Annotated in this window: 21 protein-coding genes and 1 pseudogene; 14 read left to right on the plus strand and 8 right to left on the minus strand. The window is 66.7% G+C overall.

All coding sequences use genetic code 11. The features are described from left to right. Window positions 1–30: 30 nt before the first annotated feature. Complete coding sequence (locus VXM69_RS37755; protein ID WP_069704898.1) at window positions 31–1,239, minus strand: ABC transporter substrate-binding protein; 1,209 nt, start codon at window positions 1,237–1,239, stop codon at window positions 31–33. 225 nt (window positions 1,240–1,464) lie between these two features. Here VXM69_RS37755 and VXM69_RS37760 point away from each other — a divergent pair, with 225 nt between their 5' ends. Further along, window positions 1,465–2,319: a FadR/GntR family transcriptional regulator gene (locus VXM69_RS37760; protein ID WP_034192037.1), complete on the plus strand. Its 855-nt coding sequence runs from the start codon at window positions 1,465–1,467 to the stop codon at window positions 2,317–2,319. 171 nt (window positions 2,320–2,490) lie between these two features. Here VXM69_RS37760 and VXM69_RS37765 read toward each other — a convergent pair whose 3' ends face one another. From VXM69_RS37765 to VXM69_RS37775, 3 genes are read right to left on the minus strand one after another with little or no spacing between them, the layout of a single operon-like run. Continuing rightward, on the minus strand, window positions 2,491–3,927 hold the full coding sequence (locus VXM69_RS37765; RefSeq protein WP_175026849.1) for an aldehyde dehydrogenase family protein: 1,437 nt from the start codon (window positions 3,925–3,927) through the stop codon (window positions 2,491–2,493). Between the two features lie 33 nt (window positions 3,928–3,960). After that, window positions 3,961–5,358, minus strand: a complete 1,398-nt coding sequence (locus tag VXM69_RS37770; protein WP_367190504.1) for an aspartate aminotransferase family protein — start codon at window positions 5,356–5,358, stop codon at window positions 3,961–3,963. A 50-nt stretch (window positions 5,359–5,408) separates the two neighbouring features. Next, window positions 5,409–6,800 carry an APC family permease gene (locus VXM69_RS37775; protein ID WP_049036710.1) on the minus strand — a complete coding sequence of 464 codons (1,392 nt, stop codon included), beginning with the start codon at window positions 6,798–6,800 and terminating at the stop codon, window positions 5,409–5,411. A gap of 255 nt (window positions 6,801–7,055) precedes the next feature. Between VXM69_RS37775 and VXM69_RS37780 the strand changes: the two genes are divergently transcribed. After that, window positions 7,056–8,150: an AraC family transcriptional regulator gene (locus tag VXM69_RS37780; RefSeq protein ID WP_367190505.1), complete on the plus strand. Its 1,095-nt coding sequence runs from the start codon at window positions 7,056–7,058 to the stop codon at window positions 8,148–8,150. A 364-nt stretch (window positions 8,151–8,514) separates the two neighbouring features. Here the strand turns inward: VXM69_RS37780 and VXM69_RS37785 are convergent, their stop codons facing one another. Continuing rightward, on the minus strand, window positions 8,515–8,700 hold the full coding sequence (locus tag VXM69_RS37785; RefSeq protein ID WP_034191928.1) for a hypothetical protein: 186 nt from the start codon (window positions 8,698–8,700) through the stop codon (window positions 8,515–8,517). Between VXM69_RS37785 and VXM69_RS37790 the strand changes: the two genes are divergently transcribed. From VXM69_RS37790 to VXM69_RS37815, 6 genes are all read left to right on the plus strand, one after another. After that, window positions 8,699–9,415 (plus strand): ABC transporter permease, encoded by a 717-nt coding sequence (locus VXM69_RS37790; RefSeq protein ID WP_034191929.1) that lies wholly within the window; start codon window positions 8,699–8,701, stop codon window positions 9,413–9,415. The genes VXM69_RS37785 and VXM69_RS37790 overlap by 2 nt on opposite strands. Continuing rightward, a complete protein-coding gene (locus VXM69_RS37795; protein WP_034191930.1) occupies window positions 9,412–10,317 on the plus strand; it encodes a glycine betaine ABC transporter substrate-binding protein in 906 nt (301 codons plus the stop codon). The genes VXM69_RS37790 and VXM69_RS37795 overlap by 4 nt, the downstream gene beginning before the upstream one ends. 10 nt (window positions 10,318–10,327) lie before the next feature. Then, the gene (locus VXM69_RS37800; RefSeq protein WP_049036718.1) at window positions 10,328–10,981 is read left to right on the plus strand and encodes an ABC transporter permease; all 654 of its coding nucleotides are present in this window, start codon (window positions 10,328–10,330) and stop codon (window positions 10,979–10,981) included. After that, on the plus strand, window positions 10,978–12,153 hold the full coding sequence (locus tag VXM69_RS37805; RefSeq protein ID WP_059562369.1) for a betaine/proline/choline family ABC transporter ATP-binding protein: 1,176 nt from the start codon (window positions 10,978–10,980) through the stop codon (window positions 12,151–12,153). The genes VXM69_RS37800 and VXM69_RS37805 overlap by 4 nt, the downstream gene beginning before the upstream one ends. Before the next feature lie 391 nt (window positions 12,154–12,544). Next, window positions 12,545–14,980: a PEP-utilizing enzyme gene (locus tag VXM69_RS37810; RefSeq protein WP_367190506.1), complete on the plus strand. Its 2,436-nt coding sequence runs from the start codon at window positions 12,545–12,547 to the stop codon at window positions 14,978–14,980. A gap of 70 nt (window positions 14,981–15,050) precedes the next feature. Continuing rightward, window positions 15,051–15,818, plus strand: coding sequence for a DUF169 domain-containing protein (locus tag VXM69_RS37815; RefSeq protein WP_034191935.1), 768 nt, complete (start codon window positions 15,051–15,053; stop codon window positions 15,816–15,818). A gap of 38 nt (window positions 15,819–15,856) precedes the next feature. Here the strand turns inward: VXM69_RS37815 and VXM69_RS37820 are convergent, their stop codons facing one another. Beyond that, on the minus strand, window positions 15,857–16,231 hold the full coding sequence (locus VXM69_RS37820) for a hypothetical protein (protein ID WP_049036725.1): 375 nt from the start codon (window positions 16,229–16,231) through the stop codon (window positions 15,857–15,859). A gap of 267 nt (window positions 16,232–16,498) precedes the next feature. Between VXM69_RS37820 and VXM69_RS37825 the strand changes: the two genes are divergently transcribed. Both VXM69_RS37825 and VXM69_RS37830 read left to right on the plus strand, forming a co-directional pair. After that, window positions 16,499–17,479 (plus strand): helix-turn-helix domain-containing GNAT family N-acetyltransferase, encoded by a 981-nt coding sequence (locus VXM69_RS37825; RefSeq protein WP_034191937.1) that lies wholly within the window; start codon window positions 16,499–16,501, stop codon window positions 17,477–17,479. Between the two features lie 65 nt (window positions 17,480–17,544). Further along, on the plus strand, window positions 17,545–18,390 hold the full coding sequence (locus VXM69_RS37830) for a lysozyme inhibitor LprI family protein (RefSeq protein WP_367190507.1): 846 nt from the start codon (window positions 17,545–17,547) through the stop codon (window positions 18,388–18,390). Window positions 18,391–18,409: 19 nt separating this feature from the next. On the opposite strand, the pseudogene VXM69_RS37835 reads toward VXM69_RS37830, so the two are convergent. Both VXM69_RS37835 and VXM69_RS37840 read right to left on the minus strand, forming a co-directional pair. Further along, window positions 18,410–18,544: pseudogene (locus VXM69_RS37835) on the minus strand (IS256 family transposase); the annotation flags it as partial. A 184-nt stretch (window positions 18,545–18,728) separates the two neighbouring features. Further along, a complete protein-coding gene (locus VXM69_RS37840) occupies window positions 18,729–19,514 on the minus strand; it encodes a TetR/AcrR family transcriptional regulator (RefSeq protein WP_367190508.1) in 786 nt (261 codons plus the stop codon). A 101-nt stretch (window positions 19,515–19,615) separates the two neighbouring features. Here VXM69_RS37840 and VXM69_RS37845 point away from each other — a divergent pair, with 101 nt between their 5' ends. Genes VXM69_RS37845 through VXM69_RS37860 form a run of 4 tightly spaced genes read left to right on the plus strand, consistent with a single transcriptional unit; the run spans window position 19,616 to window position 25,357 of the window. Beyond that, entirely contained in the window at window positions 19,616–21,328 is a 1,713-nt protein-coding gene (locus VXM69_RS37845; protein ID WP_175026853.1) for a bifunctional 3-(3-hydroxy-phenyl)propionate/3-hydroxycinnamic acid hydroxylase, read from the plus strand. A 7-nt stretch (window positions 21,329–21,335) separates the two neighbouring features. Continuing rightward, on the plus strand, window positions 21,336–22,406 hold the full coding sequence (locus VXM69_RS37850) for a VOC family protein (protein ID WP_049036733.1): 1,071 nt from the start codon (window positions 21,336–21,338) through the stop codon (window positions 22,404–22,406). Window positions 22,407–22,442: 36 nt separating this feature from the next. Then, window positions 22,443–23,399 carry a fumarylacetoacetate hydrolase family protein gene (locus VXM69_RS37855; RefSeq protein ID WP_367190509.1) on the plus strand — a complete coding sequence of 319 codons (957 nt, stop codon included), beginning with the start codon at window positions 22,443–22,445 and terminating at the stop codon, window positions 23,397–23,399. Further along, a complete protein-coding gene (locus VXM69_RS37860) occupies window positions 23,396–25,357 on the plus strand; it encodes an acyl-CoA synthetase (RefSeq protein ID WP_367190510.1) in 1,962 nt (653 codons plus the stop codon). The genes VXM69_RS37855 and VXM69_RS37860 overlap by 4 nt, the downstream gene beginning before the upstream one ends. The last annotated feature ends 162 nt before the right edge of the window (window positions 25,358–25,519 follow it).

Raw genomic sequence — 25,519 nt, forward strand, 5'->3', positions numbered from 1 at the left:
GCACGAGGCGCCGCGAACGCATGCACTGCGTCACGCGAGCTTGCAGCCCGTCTTGTCGACCGGCAGGAACGACTGGCCCGAGCTGACGATGTCGGCATAGTCGTCCGCGTTCTTCATCCGGCTCTTCGGCTTGCCTTTCAGCAGGTAGTAGTTCTTCAGGACCTGGTGATCGCCCTTGCGGATTTCCTCCGGCCCCGTGAGGCCGTCGTATTTCATCCCTTCCATCGCCGCGACGACCTTCTTCGGATCGGCGCTGCCGGCCTTCACCATCGCGTCGATCAGGATCTTCGTGCAGACGTACGAACCCGCGAGGCTGTAGTTCGGGTTCGCCTTGAACGCGTCATTCGCGCGCTTCACGAGATCGCGGTTCAGCGGCGCATCGATGCCGTGCCAGTACTGCGCGCCGAAATACACGCCGTCGCAGATGTCCGGACCGAGCGCCTCGAACTGCTCGAGGCCCGATGCCCACGCGAGCAGGATCGTGCAGTTGCGCTTCATCCCGAAGCTGACGGCCTGGCGCAGCGTGTCCGACGATTGCGAGCCGAAGTTCAGGATCAGCAGCACGTCGGGCTGCGCGGCCGCCGCATTCGTCAGATAACCGCTGAACTCCTTTTCGGCGAGCGAGTGGTAGCTGTTGCCGACGTGCTCGATGCCCTTCTCCTTGAAGATCGCCTTCGCGGCCGACAGCAGGCCGTCGCCGAACACGTATTGCGGCGTGATCGTGTACCAGCGCTTCGCCTTCGGCAGCATCTGGACCAGCGGGCGCACCGTCTGCTCGATCGCGCCGAAGGTCGGCACCGACCAGCGGAAGGTCGCCGCGTTGCAATCCTTGCCGGTGATCTCGTCCGCGCCGGCCGTCGTGATGAACACGCCGCCCGCCTTCTGGACTTCCTTGCCCATCGCCAGCGATTCGGACGACAGGATGCCGCCCGCGAAGAAACGCACGCCCTTCTGCTGCGCGATCTCCTGCACGCGCCGCACGGCGGTCGCGGGCTTGCCCTCGGTGTCGAGCGACGTATAGGCGAGCGGCGCGCCGAGCACCTTGCCGTATTGCTTGACGGCCAGTTGCATGCCGAGATCGGCGTACTTGCCGTTGGCCGCGAACGGGCCGGACATCGGCACCGGGCACGCAAGCTGGATGGGCGAGCCCTGCGCGAACGCGACACGGGACGACATGCTGCCGAGCGCGCCCGGCACGGCCGACAGCGCGGCCAGTTTCAACAGTTCTCGGCGATTCAAGTTGACGCTCCTGATAAAGGGGGACACACGATGCGACCGACTGCCAAACCGTACCCACGCCCTGCAGGATGCGCGCGCCGGTTCATTCTATTTATCATGATAAATAGAATGAACCTGATGCTAGAGTTGATCAAAATTGGTGTCAATCAGGCAAAATTCCGTACCCGCGCCGGGACCGATCGTCGACGATGACGCGGCGCGCAGTCAGACAAAGGAGTCGTGAAGATGGTCATGGACCGAGCCAGGGCGGGCCTCGCGGTCGAAATCAAGCAGCCGAAGCGGGCCGATCTCGTCGCCGAGGAGATCAAGCGGCTGATCACCGAGAAGGACCTGAAGCCCGGTGACCGCCTGCCGCGCGAGGCCGAGCTGCAGCAGCTCTATGCGGTGAGCAAGAGCACGATCCGCGAGGCGCTGAAGTCGCTCGAGGTGCAGGGGCTCATCAAGGTCACGACGGGGCCGTCGGGCGGCGGGATGGTCGTCGAGGTGCCGCTCGACCGCACGCTGCAGCTCCTGCAGAACTACCTGTTCTTCAAGGACGTGTCGATCGACGACATCTATACGGTGCGCAAGCTGCTCGAACCCGAGCTGGCCGCCGGCGCCGTACCGCACCTGACGGAGCGCGACTTCGCGGCGCTGGAAGCGAACATCGCGTGCTGCGACGGCGGCTCGGGCGTGCACGATCGCGGCCACATGCTGCGCCAGCGGCAGGAGGACACGACGTTCCACGACATCCTTGCGGCCGCGAATCCGAATCCGTTCCTGCGCTTCAGCTGCGAACTGATCAACGAGATGATCCGGCAGTTGATCGAGTTCCGGAACGATACGCCGCTCGTCGAGCACAAGCGCTTCGGCGAGGCGAACGTGTCGATTCACAAGGCGATCCTGCAGGCCGCGCGCGAGCGCGACGTCGAGCGCGTCCGCGCGCTGATGGTCGAGCACATGACCGAGGCGCCCAAGCATGTGAAGCGGATGAAGGGCAAGCTGCGCGGGCGGTTGATCCTCGATTCCGAGATTCGCCGGCGCGCCGCCGCTCCCGTTGCGGGCGCCGATGCGGCCGTGGCCGATCCCGAAGACCGCTGAGCGGCGGCACACGCGGCGAGGAATCAAGGCCGACCGCTTCGTGGCGGCCCGGGGACTGCTGCCGCACCCGCGGCGGGCGGTGACGTGACGTTCCGATCGAACGCCAGGCGCGGCGCCGCCATCGGCGGGAACCGGTTCGCCGCCCCGGTCCCCAGGGCGATCAGGGCATCATCACGCGCTGCCGTCCGTGTACCCCGTCGTCCCCTTCGTTTCCAGATACTCGACGAGGCCGAACTCCGCATACTCGCGCCCGTTGCCCGAACGCTTGTAACCGCCGAACGGCGCGGCCGGGTTCCACGCCGGGTAGTTGATGTGAACGTTGCCGACCCGCAACCTCGCCGCGACGCGACGTGCGCGATCGAGATCCTTCGACTGCACGTAGGCCGCGAGCCCGTACACCGAATCGTTCGCAAGCGCGATCGCTTCTTCCTCGGTCCGGTAGGTCATGATCGACAGCACCGGCCCGAAGATTTCCTCGGTCGCGATCGTCATGTCCGGCGTGACGTTCGAGAATACCGTCGGCCGCACGTAGAAGCCGTCGCCTAACCCTTCCGGCCGGCCGGGACCACCGGCGACGAGCGTCGCGCCTTCGTCGATCCCGAGCCGGATGAAGTGCTGGATGCGGTCGAACTGCGTGCGGCTGACGACCGGGCCGATGCCCGTTTCCGTCGAACGCGGATCGCCGACGACGGTACGCTCCGCTTCGCGCCGCGCCGCCTGCTCGGCCAGCGCCAGATGATCCGCATGCACGAGCATGCGCGTCGGCGCATTGCACGACTGGCCGCTGTTGCTGAAGCAGCTGCGCGCGCCGCGCGTGACGGCATCCTCGATGTCGGCATCCGGCAGGATCAGGTTCGGGCTCTTGCTGCCGAGCTCCTGGTGCACGCGCTTCACGGTATCGGCGGCCGCCTTCGCGACCTCGACACCCGCGCGCGTCGAGCCCGTGAACGACACCATGTCGACATCCGGGTGTCGCGACAACGCATCGCCCACTTCATGCCCGTAGCCGTGCACGAGGTTGAACACGCCGGGCGGCACGCCCGCCTCGTGCAGGATTTCCGCGAACAGGATCGCGCTGAACGGCGCGACCTCGCTCGGCTTGAGCACCATCGTGCAGCCGGCGGCGAGCGCCGGTGCGACCTTGCACACGATCTGGTTGATCGGCCAGTTCCACGGCGTGATCAGCGCGCACACGCCGATCGGCTCGTGCGACACCAGCAGCGAACCGGTCTGCGTGCTGAAGCGGAACGACTGCAGCGCGCGGATCGTCTGTTCCAGGTGCGCGGTGCCGACCGCGGCCTGCGCCGCGCGCGCAAACGCGATCGGCGCGCCCATTTCCCGGCTGATCGTCCGTGCGACCTCTTCGTAGCGGCGCTGGTAGATCTCGAGCACGCGCCGCAACAGCGCGACACGCTCGTCCACCGGCCAGCGCGAATACGTGTCGAAAGCCCGTTTCGCCGCGCCGACCGCGCGATCGACGTCGGCCGCGGCGCCGATCCTGAGCTGCGCATAGGGCCGCGCGGTGGCCGGATCGATCACGTCGATCGACCGGGCGTCGGCCGGATCGAGCCACTGGCCGTCGATATAGGACTGTTGTGACGTTCGCATCGGTTGCTCCTTCTGAAATGAACGACGCCGCGCTCAGCGCGTCGCCCGGGCATAGGTGTCGGCGAGGATGTCGCGGATCTGCGCGACGAACCACACGATCTCGTCGCGCGACATCACGAGCGGCGGCGAGAACTGCACGATCGGCGTGCCTTCGTGATCGACGCCCGCACGGCACAGCAGCCCCGCGTCGAAGATCGCGGGCGCGAGGATCGTCGACACGAACGCCTGCGCGCTGATACCGGCCGCCCAGCGGCGCGCGGCCTTGTCCGTCACGAGTTCGAGCGAGTAGTGGTAGCCGTCGCCGCGCACGTCGCCGACGCACGGCAGTTCGAGCAGCCCGTCGAGCGTCTGGCGGAATACGGCTTCGTTGTCGCGGACGTTCTCGAGCACCCCTTCACGCGCCATGATCGCGAGGTTCGCGAGCGCGGCCGTGCAGGCGACCGGATGGCCGCCGTACGTCGCGCCGTGCAGGAACATCTGCTGCGGCCCGTCGAGCACCGTGTCGACCACGGCGTCGCTCGCGATCACGCCGCCGAGCGGCACGTAGCCCGACGCGATGCCTTTCGCGAACGTGATGATGTCCGGCTTCAGCCCGTAGCGCGCCGACCCGAAGTATTCGCCGAGCCGGCCGAACCCGCAGATCACCTCGTCCGCGACGAGCAGCACGCCGTGCCGGTCGCAGATGTCGCGCAGCCCGGCCGCATAGCCGGCCGGCGGCGTCAGGCTGCCGCCCGCGTTCTGCAGCGGCTCGACGACGAGCGCGGCGACGGTATCCGGCCCCTCCTGCACGATCAGCGATTCGATCTCGTCGAGCAGATGGCGTGTGAACTGCGCTTCCGTCTCGCCCGCCGGGCGGCCGTAGCGCTTCGTGTTGCTCACGTGCCGCACGCCCGACATCAACGGTTCGAAGTGCTTGCGGAAATTCGTCATCCCGTTCAGCGCGAGCGCGCCGAACGACGTGCCGTGATACGCGACGCGCCGCGCGATGAACTTGCGCCGCTGCGGCTCGCCGCGCGACTGGTGATACTGGCGCACCAGCTTGATCGCCGATTCGTTCGACTCCGAGCCGCTCGACGTGAAGAACACGCGGTTCAGGCCTTCGGGCGCGAGCGCCGCGAGCTGGTGCGCGAGCCGGATCGCCGGTTCGTGGCCATAACCCCAGTTGGTCGCGAACGGCAGCCGGACCATCTGCTCGCGGATCGCATCGCCGATCTCCGCGCCGTGGCTGTAGCCGACCTGCACGCAGTACAGCCCGGCCAGCCCGTCGAAATAACGCTTGCCGTGGCGATCGACGAGCCAGCAGCCTTCGCCGCGGTCGAACACGGTGAGCGCGTTCTCGCGGTACGCATCGGCATGCGTGAAATGCATCAGCAGGTGGCGCTTGCCGAGCGCCTGCAGGTCCGCACCGGGATTGACGTCAACAGCGTTCATGGGTCACTCCTCCTTCAGGGTTTCAGAACCGGCGACATGCCGCCGGTCATTCAATGCATCGACAGCGTCGGCGCCGGGCGCGTGAAGCCGCGCGTGAGCCACACGAGCTGGCAGAGGCCGAGCACGAGCCAGCCGAAGCCGACGTAGAACGTCTGGCGCGACAGTCCCGACCAGAGCCATACATTCATCGCGAAGCCGATCGCCGGCATCGCGCCGAACGTGATCCAGCCCGCGACATGACGGTGCCCGCGCTGGCCCAGGTAGCTACGCATCACGCACAGGTTCACGACCGCGAACGCGACGAGCGCACCGAAACTGATCATCGTCGACGCGAGGTCGAGCGTGACGAACAGCGCGGACAGCGACACGACGCCGACCGCGAGCGTCGCGCGCACCGGCGTATGCAGCCGCGCATGCAGGTGGCCGAACACGCATTCGGGCAGCACGCGATCGCGGCCCATCGCGAACAGCACGCGCGTCACGCTCGCCTGCCCGGCCATCGCGCTCGCGAAGCAGCCCGCCACGTACACCGCGACGAAGAACGCCGACAGCGTGCCGCCGCCAATGCGCCGCATCAATTCGAAGCTGGCCGAATCGAGATCCTTGAACGCGTGCCAGTCGGGAAACACCACTTGCCCGGCATACGCGATCAGCATGAACAGCAGGCCGCTCGCGAGCGTGCAGAGCAGGATCGCGCGCGGCACCGTGCGCCGCGGCTCGCGCGTCTCTTCCGACAGCGTGGTGACCGCATCGAAACCGAGAAACGACAGGCACAGGATCGCGGCGCCCGCGAAGATCGCGCGCGCATCGCCCGACGACGGCAACGCGACGGTCATCGACAGCCCTTCGCCGGCCGCGACGCGCGCCGACGCGACGACGAAGATCGCGATGAACACGAACTGGCTCGCGATCAGGATCAGGTTCACGCGGTTGACGAGCCGGATCCCGACGATATTCAGCCCGGTGACCAGCGCGATACTGCCGACGATCCATACGCTGGCCGGCACGCCGGGGAAAATCTGCTTCATGTAGATGCCGATCGCGAGGTAGCTGATCATCGGGATGAACAGGTAGTCCATCAGCAACGCCCAGCCGACCATGAAGCCGGCCGAGGTGCCGAAGTTGCGGCTCGCGAACGTGTACGCGGAACCGGCGCTCGGCATCAGCCGCGCCATGTGGCCGTAGCTGCGCGCGGTGAACAGCATCGCGACCAGCGTGACCGCATAGGCGGCCGTCAGATGCCCGTTCGTCTCGCTTGTGACGAGGCCGTAGGTCGTGAACACCGTCATCGGCAGCATGTACGCGAGGCCGAAGATCACCAGCGTCGAGAGGCCGAGCAGACGCGGCGTGCGGCGCTCGTCCGGGTCGCCTCGATGCGCGCTCGCGCCGACGTCGTGCGTCGCGGCGGCCGATACGGTTCGGCCTGGCCTGTCGTTGTCCATGCTGTCCTCACGTGGGTGGGTGGCGTTCATGACTTCAACTCTCGATCGCCCGGCGCCGCCGGCGGCGCGCGATCGGAAGAAAGTGTGGTGCGCCAAAAAATCCCGGACGAATGAGAAATACGGACGTAATCGGGGGATATTTCAGGACACGGCGTCACGCATCGCATCGTCCGGCCATGCATGCTGCTGTGCCGCACTGGCATTTTTCGGACATTCCGGCTATGTTCCGTGCACGCCCGTCACCGTATCGGCACCATGGACAGCCGCTCCCAACGCAACCAGAGCCGGGCCGAGCACAGCCTGCGCACATCGCTCGGCCTCGCCCGCCCGGCCGGACGCCAGGAAGATATTCCGGCCACCGTTCACGCGATCGCGGTCGCGCTGGACGAGTGCCGCGTGCGGCACATCGACGGCGCCGCGCTGCTCGAAGGCACGGGGCTCGGCGCGGACGAGGTCGCGTCGCCGAACCTGCACGTGAATCGCGGCCAGGAGCAGCGCTGCTTCCGCAACCTGCTGCGCTGCAGCGGCGTACCGTCGATCGGGCTGTCGATCGGCGCGCGGCTGCACGTGTCGACGCTCGGTCTCGCCGGCTACGCGATGCTGATCAGCGGCTCCGTGACGCAGGCGTTCCGCTGCATGGGCCAGTTCCCGCTGTTCATGGGCCTGTATTTCGACGTGCGCGTCGACGCGCACGCCGGCGGCATGAGCGTGACCATCAGCCGCTACAACGGCGAATCCGATCTCGAGGTATTCCAGGTCGACATGTGCCTGTCGAGCCTGCGGCTGATCGTGTCCGATCTCGTCGGCAAGCCGGTATGGCCGGAACAGTTGCAGCTCGCGCGCCGCACGCCGCGCAATGCAGCCGACTACGCACGCCACTTCGGCTGCCCGGTCGCGTTCAATGCGGCCGACAACCGTCTCGTGTTCACGTCGGTGAACGGCACGGAAACGCCGCGTCTCGCGAACGAAGTCAGCTTCAATGCGCTGCACGGCCAGTGCGAGGTGCTCGAACGGCAGTGGGCCGCGTCGGTCGGCACGCGCTTCGCCGATCGGGCGAAGGAGCTGATGGCGCGCGACCTCGTGCGTTTCAAGTCGATGACGGCGCTCGCGAATGCGCTGCACCTGACGGAGCGCACGCTGCGCCGGCGGCTCGACAAGGACGGCATCACGTTCCAGTCGCTGCTCGATGAAGTCCGTCACGACGAAGCCGTGCGGATGCTCGACGACCACACGCTGACGGTCGCGGTGATCGCCGAACGGCTCGGCTACAGCGAGCCGCGCAGCTTCCGTCACGCGTACCGGCGCTGGACCGGCAAGACGCCGCGCGCGGACGCCGGTATCGACATGTAACGTCGATCGCGCATGCCGATTCCGAACGGCGCCCCCGCCTGTTAGTTCGGAATTCGAATCATTTCCACGAAAGCCGCCGGCGGCGTCCGGCTCGACGCCGCCGCACGACCGCGTGCCGTGCCCAAGCTGGACGCGCTCATTCGATTGCTCTATACTCGCTCCAACTTCACACAAAACGCATGATCTCGTGCGCAACGTGATGTCATTTCGCACTTTGTTGCGCATGCATCCGTTTCGCCACGTCAAAGGGGCCACCGGCCCCAGCGGTCGGCGCCAAGCCGCCCGCATCCATGCCGTCTTCGCAGGACGGTGCCCTGCTCGAACGCGCCTTGCCGTTACGGCGCCGCCGGGCTGAACCTGACAATCAGACGAACGCAACATCGCGTTCACCCGACCGCCAGCCGCACTTCGGTGCAGCCGGCAGCACTGTTTCCGTCAGTTCAATCGCGGCCATGCCGGGATCACGAACTTCCATCGCGACGCCATCCGGCGTCATCGCGGCGCGTGCCTGCGCGCGTGCCGCATCGGGATCGAGGAGGGGTATCTTCATGACTCGACGCACTGTCCAGCTGGTGGGCAGCCTGGTAGCCATCATCGCGGTCGGATGGGCGCTGGCGCGCGGCATCGGCGCCGACACGTTCCGCCAGCGCGCGGACGATCTCGCGTACTACGCGGGCCAGCACATGCTGCTGGTCGTCTACTCGATGACGCTCGCGATCGTCGTCGGCGTACCGGCCGGCGTGCTGCTGAGCCGGCCGCGGTTTCAGCACCGGGCCGAGCGCTTCATGCAGGTCTTCAACATCGGCAACACGGTCCCGTCGCTCGCGGTGCTGGCCATCGCGCTCGGCATCTTCGGCATCGGCGACGTACCTGCGATCATCGCGCTATTCCTCGCATCGCTGCTGCCCATCACGCGCAATGCCTATGAAGGCATGAAGAACGTGCCGGCCGCGCTGCGCGAAGCGGCCAAGGGCATCGGCATGACGGGCTGGCAATCGCTCGCCCGCGTCGAACTGCCCCATGCGGTGCCGATCATCGTCGGCGGCGTGCGCACCGCGCTCGCGATCAACGTCGGCACGGCGCCGCTCGCGTACCTGATCGGCGCGGACAGCCTCGGCTCGCTGATCTTCCCCGGCATCTATCTCGACAACCAGCCGCTGCTGCTGCTCGGCGCGTCGCTCACCGCGATCCTCGCGCTCGTGCTGGACGGCATCGTCGCAACCGGCAGCCGCCGCTGGCTCGCGCGCCACGGAGGTGCCGCATGATGCGCCCGCTTCGATCGATCGCCCGCCTGTGCGCCGCCCTGGCCGTGTGCATGGCCGCCGGCACACCGGCATTCGCCGCCAAGCTCGTGCTCGGCGCGAAGAACTTCACCGAGCAATATGTCCTCGCGGAAATCACGTCGCAATACCTGCGCTCGCGCGGCTACGACGTGGAAGTCCGCGCGGGGCTCGGCAGCACGCTCACGCGCAGCGCGCTGGAAAACGGCCAGTTCGACCTGATGTGGGATTACACGGGCACCGCCGCGCTCGTCTACAACAAGATCCAGGACAAGCTCTCGCCCGAGGAGATGTACCGGCGGGTCAAGGCGCTCGACGTACCGCGCGGGCTCGTGTGGCTCGACGCGTCGCCGCTCAACGACACCTACGCGATCGGCCTGCCGAGCCAGCTCGCGCAGGCCACCGGCATCCGCACCGTGTCGCAGCTCGCCGAGCACCTGAAGACCGATCCGGCCGCGAAGCACTACGTGTTCGGCATGGATGCGGAATTCGCGAACCGTCCGGACGGCCTGAAGCCGCTGCTCGCCGCGTACGGCATGCAGTTCAGCCGCGCGCAGTTGAAGCAGATGGATCCGGGGCTCGTCTACACGGCGCTGCACAACAACCAGCTGAAGATCGGCCTCGTCTACACGACCGACGGCCGCGTGAAGGGCTTCGGCATCGTGCCGCTCGAGGACGACAGGCATTTCTTCCCGCCGTACAACGCGACGCCCGTGGTGCGCAAGGACACGCTCGAGCGCAATCCGGGACTCGCGACGCAGCTCAACGCGCTGTCCGCCGCGCTCGACAACGACGCGATGCAGGCCATGGCCAAGGCCGTCGACCTCGACGGCAAATCGCCGCGCGACGTCGCCGACGCGTTCCTGCGCACGCATCCGCTACCTTGAAGGAGACCCGATGAGCGTATTCGACTATCTCGCTTCGAGCTGGCCCGAGCTGTTGCAGCTCACGCTGCAACACATGTGGCTCGTCGCGATCGCCGTGGGCTGCGCGATCGTCGCGGGCGTACCGCTCGGCATCCTCATCAATCGCCACGAATGGCTCGCCGGGCCGCTGCTCGGCATCGCCACGATCGTGCTCACGCTGCCGTCCATCGCGCTGTTCGGCCTGATGATCCCGTTCTTCTCGCGCTTCGGCCAGGGCATCGGCGCCGCGCCCGCGATCACGGCCGTGTTCCTCTATTCGCTGCTGCCGATCATGCGCAACACCTACCTCGCGCTGCGCAACGTGGATGCGGGCATCAAGGAAGCCGGCACCGGCATCGGCATGACCGCGTGGCAGCGCCTGCGTCTCGTCGAGCTGCCGCTGGCGGTGCCCGTGATTCTCGCGGGCGTGCGCACCGCGGTCGTGATGAACATCGGCGTGATGACGATCGCCGCCGTGGTGGGCGCGGGCGGGCTCGGCACGCTGATCCTGCGCGCCATCGGACAGAGCAGCATGATGAAACTACTGGTGGGCGCGGTGCTCGTGAGCCTGCTCGCGATCGTCGCCGACCGGCTGCTGCAGAGGCTGCAGCGGGCATTGACACCGAAGGGAGTGCAGAAGACATGATCGAACTCGACCAACTGACCAAAACCTTCACGCGCAAGGACGGCCAGACCGTACGCGCGGTCGACTCCGTGAGCCTGTCGGTGCCCGAGGGGGAAATCTGCGTGTTCCTCGGCCCGTCGGGCTGCGGCAAGACGACCACGCTCAAGATGATCAACCGGCTGATCGCCGCGACATCGGGTCGCGTGCTCATCAACGGTGAAGATACGGCGCAGCTCGACGAAGTCGACCTGCGGCGCCACATCGGCTACGTGATCCAGCAGATCGGGCTGTTCCCGAACATGACGATCGAAGAGAACATCACCGTCGTGCCGCGCCTGCTCGGCTGGGACAAGAAGCGCTGCGCCGAACGCGCACGCGAGCTGATGTCGATGGTCGCGCTCGATCCGAAGCTGTACCTGAAACGCTATCCGCGCGAGCTGTCGGGCGGGCAGCAGCAGCGTATCGGCGTGATTCGCGCGCTGGCCGCCGATCCGCCCGTGCTGCTGATGGACGAACCGTTCGGCGCGGTCGATCCGATCAATCGCGAGTCGATCCAGAACGAGTTCTTCCAGATGCAGCGGCAACTGAACAAGACCGTGATCATGGTGAGCCACGATATCGACGAAGCGATCAAGCTGGGTGACCGCATCGCGGTGTTCCGGCGCGGCCAGCTCGTTCAGTACGATCACCCCGACACGCTGCTCGCACGCCCGCGCGACGAATTCGTCGCGCAGTTCGTCGGCCAGGACAGCACGCTCAAGCGCCTGCTGCTCGTGAAGGCCGGCGACGCGGCCACGCAACCCGACACCGCGCGCGTCGATACGCCGCTCGCGCACGCACTCGCGGTGATGGACGAAGCCGACTGCCGCTACCTGACCGTGCTCGACGACGCGGGCCGCGCGCTCGGCTACGTGACGCGCCGCGCGGCGCGCGGCGACGGCGGCACATGCGGCGAACGCGTGACGCCGTTCCCGGCCGGTGTCTCGGCCGACGACAACCTGCGCATCGTGCTGTCGAAGATGTACCAGTACAGCGTGTCGTGGATGCCCGTGCTCGACCCGGACGGCGTGTGGCTCGGCGAGGTCACGCAGGACTCGATCGCCGCGTACCTGAGTTCGGGCCGATCGCGCCGGCAAACGGGGCAGCCGCCGGGCAGCCCGGTCGATCGGGTTGAGGCGGCCGCGCCGCATTGATGCGTCGTCCTCGTCACACCGGTGCGCGATCGGCGTGACGCCGTTCTTGACCAACACACCGTGGGCGACGAGCGCAATCGATCCCGCCGCACCCCGGCTTCCTGTCACTGTCTTCCGTTGAATCCTGCCTGGCGGATTCCAGTGGCTTGATCCTGCGTTCCGCGCTCGCGCGACAAACGCGCAGCGAAAAATCCGGCCCCGGCAATCAAGCGCGAATCGCACGGAATCGACTCGCGTAAAATGCCCGCAACCATCCATCCGAGCGGGCCGCCCTTCCATTCCACTCGCATCGGCATAACACCCATACCAACGAGAGCCGTGGCATCCGCCGACGTCGCCGCCCCGATCGGGGCGACCGCGACCGCGACGATCGTCGACCGGCGAAGCATCGATGAGCAAACCGATCCTGTACCTTCTCGCCGGCAACGGCAGCGCGGCCGACTGGTGGGACGATGCGCTGCCCCACTTCCGGCGCTACCGGCCGGTGCCGCTGGAACTGCCGGGCTTCGGCGATCATCCCGCGCCGCCGTGCGAGGATCTCGCCGCGTACGCGCAGGCGCTGCTGGACGCCACCGAACCGGGCCACGCGATCATGGCGGTCGGCGTGAACGCGCTGCTGGTGCTGCACGCGTTGCAGCGGCGCCCCGGCCACTTCGGCCGCAGCGTGCTGCTCGCGCCCGTCGGCGCATTCCTGTGGGAACGGCGGCTGCCGAAACTGATGGCGCCGAAACCGCTGCGCAAGACGATCCACTGGCTGCTCGCGCACCATCCGACGCTGTTCGCCCGCCAGTTCTCGAACCAGACCTGGACGCCCGCGCAATATCGCCGCATGGGCGCCGGCTACGCGCGCTGCCGCGCGTTCCTGCCGCACTGGGATCTCGTGCGCGCCGATACCGCGCTGCCGCTGCTCGAGTGGGTTACCGACCGCATCGAGCTCGTATGGGGCGACCAGGATGCCGTGCTCGGCGTGCGCCAGGCCGCCGCATGGTCGGCAATCCTCGCGCGCGCCGACCTCACCGTCACGCTGCAGCACGGCTGGGGACACTATCCGTGGATCGATGCGCCGGCCGCGTTCGCGCAGTGGCTCGAAGCCGGCGACACGGGTTTCGTCGCGCACACGAAGGGCGGACGTCTGGCACTCGCCGCGATGGCCGGCCTGCCGGTGCCGCCCGCCTTGTCGCTGACCCGCGCCGACGATCCGCGCCTGCCCGCCTTTCTCGCGAGCCAGCCCGGCGCCGAGTGGGCGGTCCGCTCGTCGAGCCACGGCGAGGACCAGGCCGACGCAGCCAACGCCGGCCTGCACACGACGTTCCTGCGCGTGCCGGCATCGGATGCCGCCGCACGCGTGGCTGAACTGCTCGACGGCGGCCTCGAGGAAGCGGTCGTGCAGCGCTTCGTCGCGCCCGTGCTGTCCGGCATCGCGTTCGTGCGCCATCTGTCGGTGGAAGTCGAATGGGTGGAAGGCCACCTCGAATCGCTCGCCGACGGACAGGCAAGCCCGCGGCGCGCAATCCTGTCGCGGCTCGGCGAGCCGTGGCGGCGCGGCACGTTCGCGGCCGCGCACGGCCTGACTTCGCAACGGCTGTGGGCGTTCCTGCAACGCGTGCTGCGCGCGTTCCACTACGTACCCGGCGATGTCGAATGGGCATGGGACGGCACGCAGCTGTGGCTCCTGCAATACCGCCCGATCAGCAGCTACGGCTGGCACCGGCACCTGACCTCGGCCAACATCGCCGAGATCCTGCCGCCGCAGCCGAGCCGGCTCGTCGAATATGCGCAACGGCGCGCGGCCGGCAGCATCCCGGCCATCATGGCGCGCTGGGATGCGCGCGTGCTGCGCGACAACGAGCCGTTCACCGCGCTGTACGGCGGCGCGTCGTACATCAACAACGACCTGTTCCTCGCGCGTCTCGCGGACTGGGGCGTGTCCGCCGCGAACTACAGCGGCGAGATCGGCGGCGCGACGCCGCCGCTGCGCTGGCGTCCGCTGCGCCTGCTGCGCGCACTGCCGGTGTTCTGGCGCATGCTGCGCGTCGCGCGCGGGCACCTGCCGACGCTCGCGCGCGGCTTGCAGCGCTTCGACCGGGAACTCGCGACGCTCGTCGAACGGCGCGCGGACGGCCAGCAACTGGCCGACTGGTTCACGCGCTTCTACGTATTCGTCGTGCAGGGCAACCTGTGCATCGCGTCATCGCTCGCCAGCAGCGGCGGCACACTGTGGGGACGTCCGCCGACCGCCTATGGCCAGCTCGACGACAGCCCGCACCGCTTGCCGTGGGAAACCGATCCGGGCACCGCGCGGCCCGCGGCCGCCGACCTGCCGCTGCAGCCCTTCCCCGCCTGGCCGCTGCCGGTCCGCGTGCTGCACGCGCTCGGCGCGCCCGGCATGCGCGGCTGGTATCTGCAGGTACGCGAGTGGTATCGCGACAACCTGATGCGCGTGTTCTTCCGCCTGCATCACGCGATGCCGACCGCCGACCGCGACACCTGGTTCGCGCCGCATCCCGAACGCCGCGACCGCAACGGCAGCTTCTGGCAGGACGGCGGCGAAGGCACCGACGAGGCAGCCGGCTTCATGATCTATCCGGGCCACGCGCAGGGCGTGCTCGGCCGCGACATCCTGCTCGAAGACGCGCTCGACCCGGGCCGGCATGCGCAGTACCAGGCCGCCCGCGCGGTGATCGCACGCATGGGCGGCCGGCTGTCGCACGGCGCAACGCTGCTGCGCGAACTGCGCAAGCCGTCGGCCGTGCTGCCGCGCGTCGATGCGGCGTGGATCGGACGCGAAGTGCGGCTCAGCGACGGCCGGCTGACGCTGGCCGACTGAGCGGCCGGCGGCGTGTTGAAGGGGGTACCCCGGATCGCTACACTGGTCCGGCGAATCCCGGAGACCTCACATGAAAGAAACGCTTGCCGGACTGTCGGCGGACCTCGAGCGGCTGCTCAAGCTGCGCAGCATCCCGTTCGGGATGAAGCTGTTCGAACGGCGCGAGGACATGGAAGCCGTCCCGCGCATTCGCCGCCCGAAGGCGATTCACTCGCTGGACCAGATCGTCGGGCAGACGGCGCGGCTCGGCTTCACGGTCGGCATCACGGCCGACGACCTCGTCGGCGCGCAGTGCCGGTCGGTCGTCGGGCTCGGTCACGCGAAGGACGCGGAGTGGGCATCCGGCCAGCAGATGGCCGGCGTCTGGTACGCGACGCAGGAAGATTCGCGCGCGCACCAGGCCGCGATGCACTGCGTGGCCGACGGCCAGTACGAAGCGCTCGTCGTGTCGCCGCTTGCGGCCGGCCGCATCGCGCCCGACATCGCGCTGTTCTACGCGACGCCGGGCGCGATGATGTACTTCATCAACGGGCTGCAATGGTCGGGATACAAGCGCTTCGACTGGAGCGTGGTCGGCGAATCGGCATGCGCGGATTCGTGGGGCCGCGCGCTGTCGACCGGGCAGCCGAGCCTGTCGATTCCGTGCTACGCGGAACGCCGCTACGGCGGCGTGCTCGACGACGAGATGCTGATGGCGCTGGCGCCCGACGCGCTGGAACAGGCCGTTGCCGGAATGGAGGCGCTGTCGCGCAACGGGCTGCGCTATCCGTTCGCGCAGTACGGCATCCAGCAGGACGTGCGCGCGGGCATGGAAGTCAGTTACCCGAAAGCGACGTGACTTGACGCGTCGCCGCTGCGGCGCGCTGGAAGCTGCACTCAGCGCAGCGGCGTACGGACCTTGCCGTCGACCTTCAACGTGCGCCTGTCGCGCGCGGCCTCGTATTCGACCGTCTGCGCGGGCGTGACGGCGCCGTACGACCGTCCGTTCACATAGACGATGCCGTCGCGCAGTTCGATCCGGTCGCCGTTGACCGTCGCGGTGGCGCGGTCGCCCTGCAGCACCGCGCCCGAACACCCGGCGGTGGAGAAGCTGCGGACCGACGCGCCCGGCATCCCCGCGTTCCCGCCCGGGTCCGCCGCATGCGCGGCACTGCACGGCGGCGCATCCATGCCGCCGGCGGCATGGAGCGGCCCGGTACTGATGCCGCATCCGGCAAGCAACCCGATCGTCATCGGCAACAGCTTGTTCATGGTGGCCTCCGTGGTCCGCGAACCTGGATCGATGCCCGGGCACGCGCTCGCCCGTCGCCGGTCGCCGGTCGCCGGTCGCCGGTCGCCGGTCGCCGGTCGCCGGTCGCCGGTCGCCGGTCGCCGGTCGCCCGATACGCGCAGTATGCGTCCACGTGCCGGCACACCGCCATCCGCGCCAATACCACTTCTACTCGCCACACATTCGCCTTGACAAGTTGCGATCCGCAACTATTATCGATTGCGATACGCAACCATTTGGGGCAAACCATGGACCTCATCGACGCGCCCGCGAAGCCTCGCGACGCGACCATCCTCGAATTGCGCGACTTCTCCCGCAAGCTGGTGCGCGAGCTCGGCTTCATGCGCGCGACGCTCGCCGACAGCGACTGGGCGCCGTCGGCCGTTCACGCGATCCTCGAGATCGGGATGGCGCCCGGCATCAACGCGAAGGATCTCGGCAACATCCTGCGGCTCGACAAATCGAACACGAGCCGGCAACTCGCGCGGCTCGAGGCGGCCGGTGTCGTGGAGCGCCGCGTATCGAGCGAGGATGCGCGGGCGATCGAGCTGTACCTGACCGCCGAGGGGAAAAAGCTGCAGAAACGAATCGACACGTTCGCGACCGACCAGGTGTCGAATGCGTTGCGTCGCATGATTCCCGCCGACCAGCAGGCGTTGCTGCGCGCCCTCGCGCTGTATGCCGATGCCCTCGCGCAAGACAACGCCGCCAGGGCGCCCGCGACGACCCTCGATGCGCCGCCGATCCGCGAAGGCTACCAACCGGGCTGTATCGGCGACATCGCGAGCCTGCATGCACGCTTCTATGCGGAGCACTGGGGGTTCGGCGTCTTTTTCGAAAAGCGGGTGGCGACCGAGCTGGCCGAGTTCGCGGGCACGTTGCCGGCCGTCGGCAAGGCACTATGGCTCTGCCAGGAAGACGGGCGGACGCTCGCGTCGCTCGCGATCGACGGCGATCCGGCGACCGGCGTCGCGCACCTGCGCTGGTTCATCGTGAACGACGCGTTGCGCGGGTCCGGCATCGGGCGCCAGATGATGACGCTGGCGATGCGCTTCGTCGACGAGCACCGGTTTCGCGAGACCTACCTGTGGACCTTCAAGGGACTGGATTCGGCGCGCCACCTGTACGACGCGTTCGGCTTCACGCTGACCCACGAGTCCGCGGGCACGCACTGGGGCACCGAGGTCGTCGAGCAGCGGTTCAGCCGGCCGGGGCCCGCCGCCAGCTGACGTTCGACGCACCCGATTCACGCTGAAGGGCGTCATCACGCTCACCACGACAAAGGACGCTGCCCATGCTCGAACGTCTCGCGGCCCTCGCGCTTTGCGCGGTCGTCACCGCGCCTGCCGCCGTTGCCGCGCAACCCGACGCCGCGACCGGCATCGATCCGATCGACCGGACGATGACGCAGTGCCTGAACGATCCCGAACATGCGTCGACGGCAAGCCAGGACGAATGCGTCGTCGATGCGGGTCGCGCATGGGACGCACGGCTCAACGCGAGCTATCGCGCGCTGCAGGCATCGCTGCCGGCGGCGGACCGACCCGCGCTGCTGCGCGCCCAACGCGCGTGGCTCGCGCGCCGGGATGCCGACCTGAAGCTGATCGGCGCCGTCTACGCGACGACACGCGGCACGATCTACGCGCCGATGAATGCAAACGACGTGATGGAACTGACACGGCAGCGCGCGCTGTCGCTGCAACGGTTCGAAGCGGATCGCGCGGCGCACGGCTTCAGCCTGGCCACACGCCTGCCGCCCGCGACGGACGACCGTCCCGAACGCGTCGACGCCGTACCGCGACGCGGCGCACGCTTCGAACGGGCGCACTGCGCGGCGCTCGCCGATCTCGACGCAAAGGGCCGCTGCGCGGCGCAAGCCGCGCCGCTGTACCTGCAGGATATCGACGACGTGACGGCCGCGATCGAACGCCGCCTGCCGCGTGCATCGCGCGAAGCGATGCGCGCGTCGTCGCAGAAATGGCGCGCGTTCATCGCCGCCCAGCCGCCGCTGATCGGCGCGCTTTACGCGCCAGCGGATGTTTCCGGCGTGCCGCCGCAGGTTTCGATCGAGATGCGCGATGAAGCCGCCGCGCGCCTGCAGCAACTCGTGTACGCCGAAGACAAGATCGGCGCCGATTGAGGCGGCGGTGCACAGCCGCCGCGTTCTTCAGCGCCAGCGTCGCGGCATGGAGGGCTTCGGCCGTCATCGGGTCGCTGCCGAATTGCTCGGGCAGTTCAGCGGGAATGGCCGGTAGCTCAACCGGCGGGGTCTTCGGTTGACGAGGCTTATTCAATGAGCGCCACCGATACCGGGATCACCCCGGTGGCGCTCGTTCATCGCGATCGGCCCCGAAAAGTCAGCACCGCGTCCCTACCGCTCCCCAACCCGCTCCACCAACTTCACGAAATCACTCGCCCCCATCGGCAGCGTTGTGCCGACGGCCAGACCTCCTGCGTCGAGAAACACCCCCTTCACGCTCACAGCTCACGCGCTGGCGATGCCTGGGGCGCTGACGTCACAGCGGGCGGCAAGGGACGATTCGCAATCTCCATCGCTTCAGTTCGCGGCACACCGAGCGTCTGCAAAAGGGATGACGCTGCGCGCTCGGCAAAGCCGTTCTGACTGTACCCGATCATGTTCAACATGTCGGTGACGGGCTTCTCGTCTGCATCGAATCGTAATTCGATTGCAATGGCGGTCAGTACCGCGCCGCCGACCGTGACAACGCTCATCAACGGGTCATTTGCCGAGAATCTCCCGGCGAGGATCCCTTTCTGGATATCCCTCAACAACCGAGGTCCGAGGCCGCGGCTGAGTGCTCGCATCGACAGCCCTTCGCGGAGGAGAAATTGTCCCCAAACCGGTTCACCTCTGGCTCGCAGCAAAGTATGACGCAACGACACCGAAATGATCTCGGCAGGGTCGGTGAGGTTGGCGGCGATGCGGTCCAGGGTATCCGCGAACTCCTCGAACACGATTTCCAGAACCGCGGCATGAATCGCTTCTTTCGATTCGAAGTGGTTATAGAACGAGCCGAACCCCACGTCCGCGGCTTCCGTAATTTCATTGATCGCGACGCCTTCCATCCCCTTTTGCGCCATGAGTACGAAGGCGGCATCCAGCAGGCGCGCCCGCGTCTCGCGCTTTCGACGCGCGCCTCGAGGCTCGCGAACCTCGGGGCCTGACGGCGCTTGCCCGTTCGAGACGGCCGGCGACGGTGTTCTGGTGCGACGGGAAGAAGTGCTGGGCATCGGCGTGCGCATAGGTTCGATGTTTCGAGTATACGTTCGAACATCACAATTGACAAAATCATCAGTTATGATTTTAATGTCATCAAGGCAGCCTGCAGCGGCCTGCCTGAAGAATGGGAGACAGAACGGTGGCGGAGACAAAACTGACGTGCGAGTCGGGCGTCCATGAAGGCAACGACACCGCGAGCCGTGCCGGCGGGCGCGACTTGCCGTCGGACGTCGACGTGCTGGTCGTGGGCTGCGGTCCCGTCGGCGCGACGATCGGCGCGTTGCTTGGCCGGGACGACGTGCGCGTGCTTGTCGTCGACAGGGCGGCGGAGATCTTCATGGCGCCGCGTGCGATCGCGCTCGACAACGATGCGCTTCGCATCCTGCAGTACGTCGGGGTGAACGAAGCCGACCTCGATACGGTGGCGATTCCGTACGTCCGGATGCGCTCGCCGTGGTTCGGCGAGTTCGGGCGCATCAATACGCTCGGGAGCATCGATGGCCATCCGAAGCTTGTGACGTTCTATCAACCGGACCTCGAGCGATGCTTGCGTGCCCGACTGACCGCACACCGCACCGCCCGAATGGCGCTCGGTGTGACGCTCGTCTCGCTCGACGAGAACGCCGATCACGTCGCCGCCACGCTCGACAGCGCGCAGGGCGTGCGGCACGTCGTGCGCGCCCGCTACGTCGTCGGCGCCGACGGTGCCAGCTCGATCGTGCGCCAGTTGATCGGACAGGAGTTCAAGGGCAAGACGTTCGCGGAAGACTGGTTGATCGTCGACGCGCGAAACGTGCGCCGACCGATCGACCATGTCGAGTTCCTCTGCGACCACCGGCGGCCGACGCCACATATGACCGCTCCCGGCGGGCGCGAGCGTTGGGAGTTCATGCTCCATCCCGACGAGACGCGAGAGGAGATGGAATCCGACGAACGCATCCGCGAACTGCTCGCACCGTGGGGCGGCATCCAGGACATGGTGATCGAACGCAAGGCCGTGTACCGTTTTCATGCCCGAACCGTCAGGACCTTCAGCAAAGGACGCGTTTTCCTAGCGGGCGACGCCGCCCACATCACTCCGCCGTTCGTCGGCCAGGGGCTCGTCGCCGGCCTGCGCGATGCCGCGAATCTCGGCTGGAAACTGGCGTGGGTCGTCAAAGGCCACGCAACCCCTAAAATTCTGGACTCCTATGATCAGGAACGCCGACCTCACGCCAAGGCAATGATCGGCGTCGCGAAATTCATGGGGAAGCTCGTGATGCCGCGAAATGCCGGGATCGCGTTGTTCACGCACGGTCTGATGCGATTGACGCGGCTCGTTCCGCCGCTACGGAATCACTTCGACGAGCTCGGGATCAAGCCGAAGAATGCGTTCCGCAGAGGCTTGTTCGTCCCCGGCTGCTCGACCACGCGGCTCGTGCGCGGCGCCGTGCTTCCGCAGGGATGGCTGCGCAAGCACGATGGGGCGATCCGCCTGAGCGACGACGTGTTCGGCAGCGGTCTTGCGTTGATCGGATTCGGACGGGATCCAGACGTCGAACTCGACGCCGGCGCGCGAGCCGCGTTGATTGCGGCGGGTGGTGTCGTGGTGCAAGTCGTGCACCGCGGGCAGCGCCTTCATCGCATCGAGAACGACGGCTGGGAGGACCTGGACGGTACGTTCATGCCGGGTGTCGTGCGGTTTGGCTGGGCGGCCGTGATTCGGCCGGACAAAACGGTCCTGCACGAAGGCCCGGTGGCCAACTCGACCCGCCTCGTTCTCGAATCCCTGCAATTGCTGGGTGCGCGCACCTCCTTGTCGTCGCTATCCGGTCACATTGCCCAGCCGACTTCCTGAGGCCCCCATGAAGCTCACGACTGCACAACCCGCACGGAACCCCCGACCAACGACGAAGGCTCGGGCACTGTCCTATTTGATGTTCGAGCGTCCCGATCTCGAACGGGCCGAACGATTTCTCAACGATTTCGGCCTGCGGACCGTATCCCGTGACGGCGAATATCTGTTCCTCCGGGGCACCGCCGCCACGCCGTTCTGCTACGTCGTCCGGCGCGCTGAAAAAAACCGTTTCGTCGGCTTCGGGCTTGAAGTTGACGACATCGACGCACTGCGAAAGCTTGCCCACGTGCCGGGCGCATCGGACGTGGAGCCGTCACCGTGGCCCGGCGGCGGGCATCGAGTCACGCTCGTCGATCCATCGGGTTTTCGTGTTGACGCAGTCGCGGGACAAGCGCGGGCCGGCGCCCTGCCGCACCGGTCGGCGTTACCGTTCAACTCGCCCGATTCCATCGTTCGTGTGAACGATACCCAGCGTCCGCCGCCGGAGGTGCCGGAAGTGATTCGCCTCGGTCATGTCGTGCTCGAACTCGCCGACTTCCAGGCGACCTGTGCGTGGTACACGTCTCACTTCGGCTTCATCCCGAGCGACGTTCAGGTGTTGCCTGATGGATCGCCCGCCGTCGCGTTCCTGCGACTCGATCGCGGGGCGATACCCGCGGATCACCATACCCTCGCGTTGGCACAGGGATTCGCAGCGCTCTACAGCCACTCGGCATTCGAGCTGGTTGACGCGGACGCGGTGGGGATCGGGCAGCGTCTGCTGAGCGAAAAAGGATGGACGCACGCATGGGGGATGGGGCGCCACATTCTCGGTAGCCAGGTCTTCGACTATTGGCAGGATCCTTGGGGCGACAAGCACGAACACTATTGCGATGGGGACATGTTCACGGCGGACGTGGCCACGGGCATCCACGAAGTCAGCCGCGAAGCGATGTCGCAGTGGGGCCCCCGGATGCCGCGCAGCTTCACCAAACCGAAGATCACTGCCGCAAGCATCGCATCGCTCATCCGAAACCTCCGGACCAGTCCGGACGTCACCTTCGCGAAGCTGCGCACGCTCGCGAAACTGTTTGCGTGACTTTCATCTTCACTCAGACCTGTTCGAGGCATCTTCATGGCATTGCACGTCTTGCACTATCGGCATCAGGGGCGCGCCCAATGGGGCGTGGTGACGAATCACCGGATCACACCGATACCGGGCGACCACCCGACGACCGGCGAATTCGTGCGGGCACATCGGATCGATGAACTTGCCGCGCTCGGCGGAGAAACGATTCCCGAGTCGGACGTGGAGTGGCTGTCGCCGGTCACGCACAATCAACAGTTCGTTTGTCAGGGCGCCAACTATCGCCAGCACATGATCGAGTCCGGCATGAATCCGGACGCGAAGTCATTCAACATGATCTTCACGAAGGCGACCGGCTGCATCGTCGCCGCCGATTCCGACGTCATCCGGCCGCAACATGTGCAGTTTCTGGATTACGAGATCGAACTGGGGCTCGTGCTTCGCCGCGATATCACGTCCCGGCAAGCCATCACGGAACAGAACCTGCACGAGTACGTGGCCGGCCTCGTGATCGTCAACGACTATTCCGCACGCGATATCCAGATTCCCCAGATGCAGTTTTACAAAGGGAAAAGCTATCGAACGTTCGGGCCGGTGGGGCCGTATCTGTGCCTGCTGGAGGCAAGCGATATCGCGCGGCTGCGCACGCTGACGCTGACACTGACCGTGAACGGGGAAGTCCGGCAGAGCGATTCGACCGGGAACCTGGTATACGGTCCGGCCGAAACACTCACCGAGCTTTCGGGTGTTCAGGATCTGAACGCCGGTGACTTGCTTGCAACGGGCACGCCTTCCGGATGCGCGCTCAGCATTCCGTCGCCGGCGAAGCAACGAATTGCCGCGTTGCTGCCCGAGCACGTGAAGTGGCGGATTTTCACGAAGGTTCAGGCCGCGCGTCCGCAGTATCTGAAGGCCGGGGATCTGGTCGAATCACGGATCCGGAGCAGGGACGGGGCGATTGACCTCGGTGTGCAACGCAACCGAATCGTGGACCAGCTCGCATGAACGCCATCGCAACCGAAGCGGACGTGCTGCGGATCGAAAACCAGGGGCCGCCCGCCGACCTCCCGGCCAGCACCTACGAGATGATCGGCCGTGGTGCGGCGATCGACCCGACCGCGCCGGCCTTGTCGTTTTTCCTGCGCGCCGACGATCATCGCAAGCCATCGCGCTGGACTTATTCGGAGCTTATGCGGGATATCACCCGGACCGCGAACATGTTTTCGCGCCTGGGCATCGATCGCCACTCGGTGGTTGCCTACGTGCTGCCGAACTTGCCGCAGACGCATTTCGTCATCTGGGGAGGCGAAGCGGCCGGGATCGTATGCGCCATCAATCCTTTGCTGGAGGGGCCGGCAATCGCATCGCTGCTCAAGGCCGCACACGCAAAAGTGCTGGTGACGCTGGCGCCCTTTCCGGGAACGGATATCTGGTCGAAGATCCAGCCCATCCTCAGCCAGGTGCCGTCGCTGCAAAGCCTCGTCCTGATCGATCTGGCCAAGCGCGTGCAGGGTTGGCGCCGAATGGCGGCGCGCGTGATGGGGCGCCGCGAATGCAAACGGCTGCACGGGCGCGCGGGTCTGCGCGGCGCCGTTCCGCGCCACATCGCGATCCACGATTTCGACGCTGCGATGGCGCGCGAATCCGATGATGCGCTGCTGGCCTCACGGCGTTTCGAAGCCGACGACATATCGTCCTACTTCTGCACGGGCGGCACGACGGGATTGCCGAAAATCGCGATTCGCCGGCACGGCAACGAGGTGGCCAATGCCTGGAGCGTCGGGCAGGTCGTCGGTGCCGGGATGGGCCCGGGGAAGACCGTTTTCTGCGGACTACCGCTGTTCCATGTCAATGCCGTGCTGGCAACCGGCCTGGTGCCGTTCTCGCGCGGCGCACATGTGGTGCTCGGTACGCCACAGGGCTATCGCGGCGACGGAGTCGTCAAACGATTCTGGGAAATCGTCGAGCAACACCGGATCAATTTCTTCAGCGCGGTACCGACCTTGTATTCGGCATTGCTCGACGTGCCCGTCGACGGCTGGAATATCGACTCGCTCGAGTATGGGCTCTGCGGTGCCGCGCCGATGCCCGTGGAAGTATTCCGCACGTTCCAGGATCGCACCGGGGTCCGGATCCTCGAAGGTTACGGGCTCACCGAGGGCGCATGCGTAAGCAGCGTCAATCCGCCAGGCGGCGAACGGCGTCTCGGTTCGATCGGTTTGCGCATCCCCGGCCAGATGATGAAGGCGGTGATACTCGACGACGCCGGCCGCTACATGCGCGATTGCGTCGAGAACGAAGTCGGTGTGCTGACGATTTCCGGGCCGAACGTTTTCGCAGGCTATCTTCAGGAAGATCAGAACAAGTGCTTGTGGCTCGATCTCGACGACGGCCGGCAGTGGCTCAACACCGGGGATCTCGCGCGGCGCGATGCGCAGGGCTACTTCTGGCTCACGGGCCGCCGCAAGGAACTCATCATCCGGGGCGGTCACAACATCGATCCGGCGACGATCGAAGAGCCGCTGCACCGCCACCCGGCAGTGCAAATCGCTGCGGCAATCGGACGTCCCGACGTGCATGCAGGCGAGCTGCCCGTCGCGTACGTGCAGTTGAAAGCCGGCGCAACCGCAACCGAGACGGAGCTGGACACGTTCATACGCGGCTTGATCGGCGAGCGTGCCGCGCTACCGAAGCGGATTCATATCGTCGAGGCAATGCCGCTCACGGCGGTCGGCAAGATCTTCAAGCCCGAACTCAAACGACGGGAGACGCTCGACGCGCTGATCGCCGCGCTGAACGATGCCGGCATCGAGGGTGCCCGAGTGAGCATGGCGGACGACCCGTCGTGCGGGCTCGCCTTGCATGTGGCGCTGAGCGATCGCGCGCAGATAGCGAAGACCCATACGGTGATGGGTCGCTTCCCGTTTGCCTTTTCGACGTCGGTCGAACCCGAACATCAGTGACTGTCGATTCTCGGAATGCTTGACGTTGGATTAAACAAATATGTTCGGAATCCGAAATTACTGAAATATCTTTTGATTACCGAAGAAGAACCCGATGCCCTTGGCGTCGCGCTTCATCCGCGCAGGACCCGCCCGCGCGTCACGTCTGGCGCACGGGGATGA

The sequence above is a fragment of the Burkholderia sp. Ed8 genome, assembly GCF_040761425.1.
Taxonomy (GTDB): Bacteria; Pseudomonadota; Gammaproteobacteria; order Burkholderiales; family Burkholderiaceae; genus Burkholderia; species Burkholderia seminalis.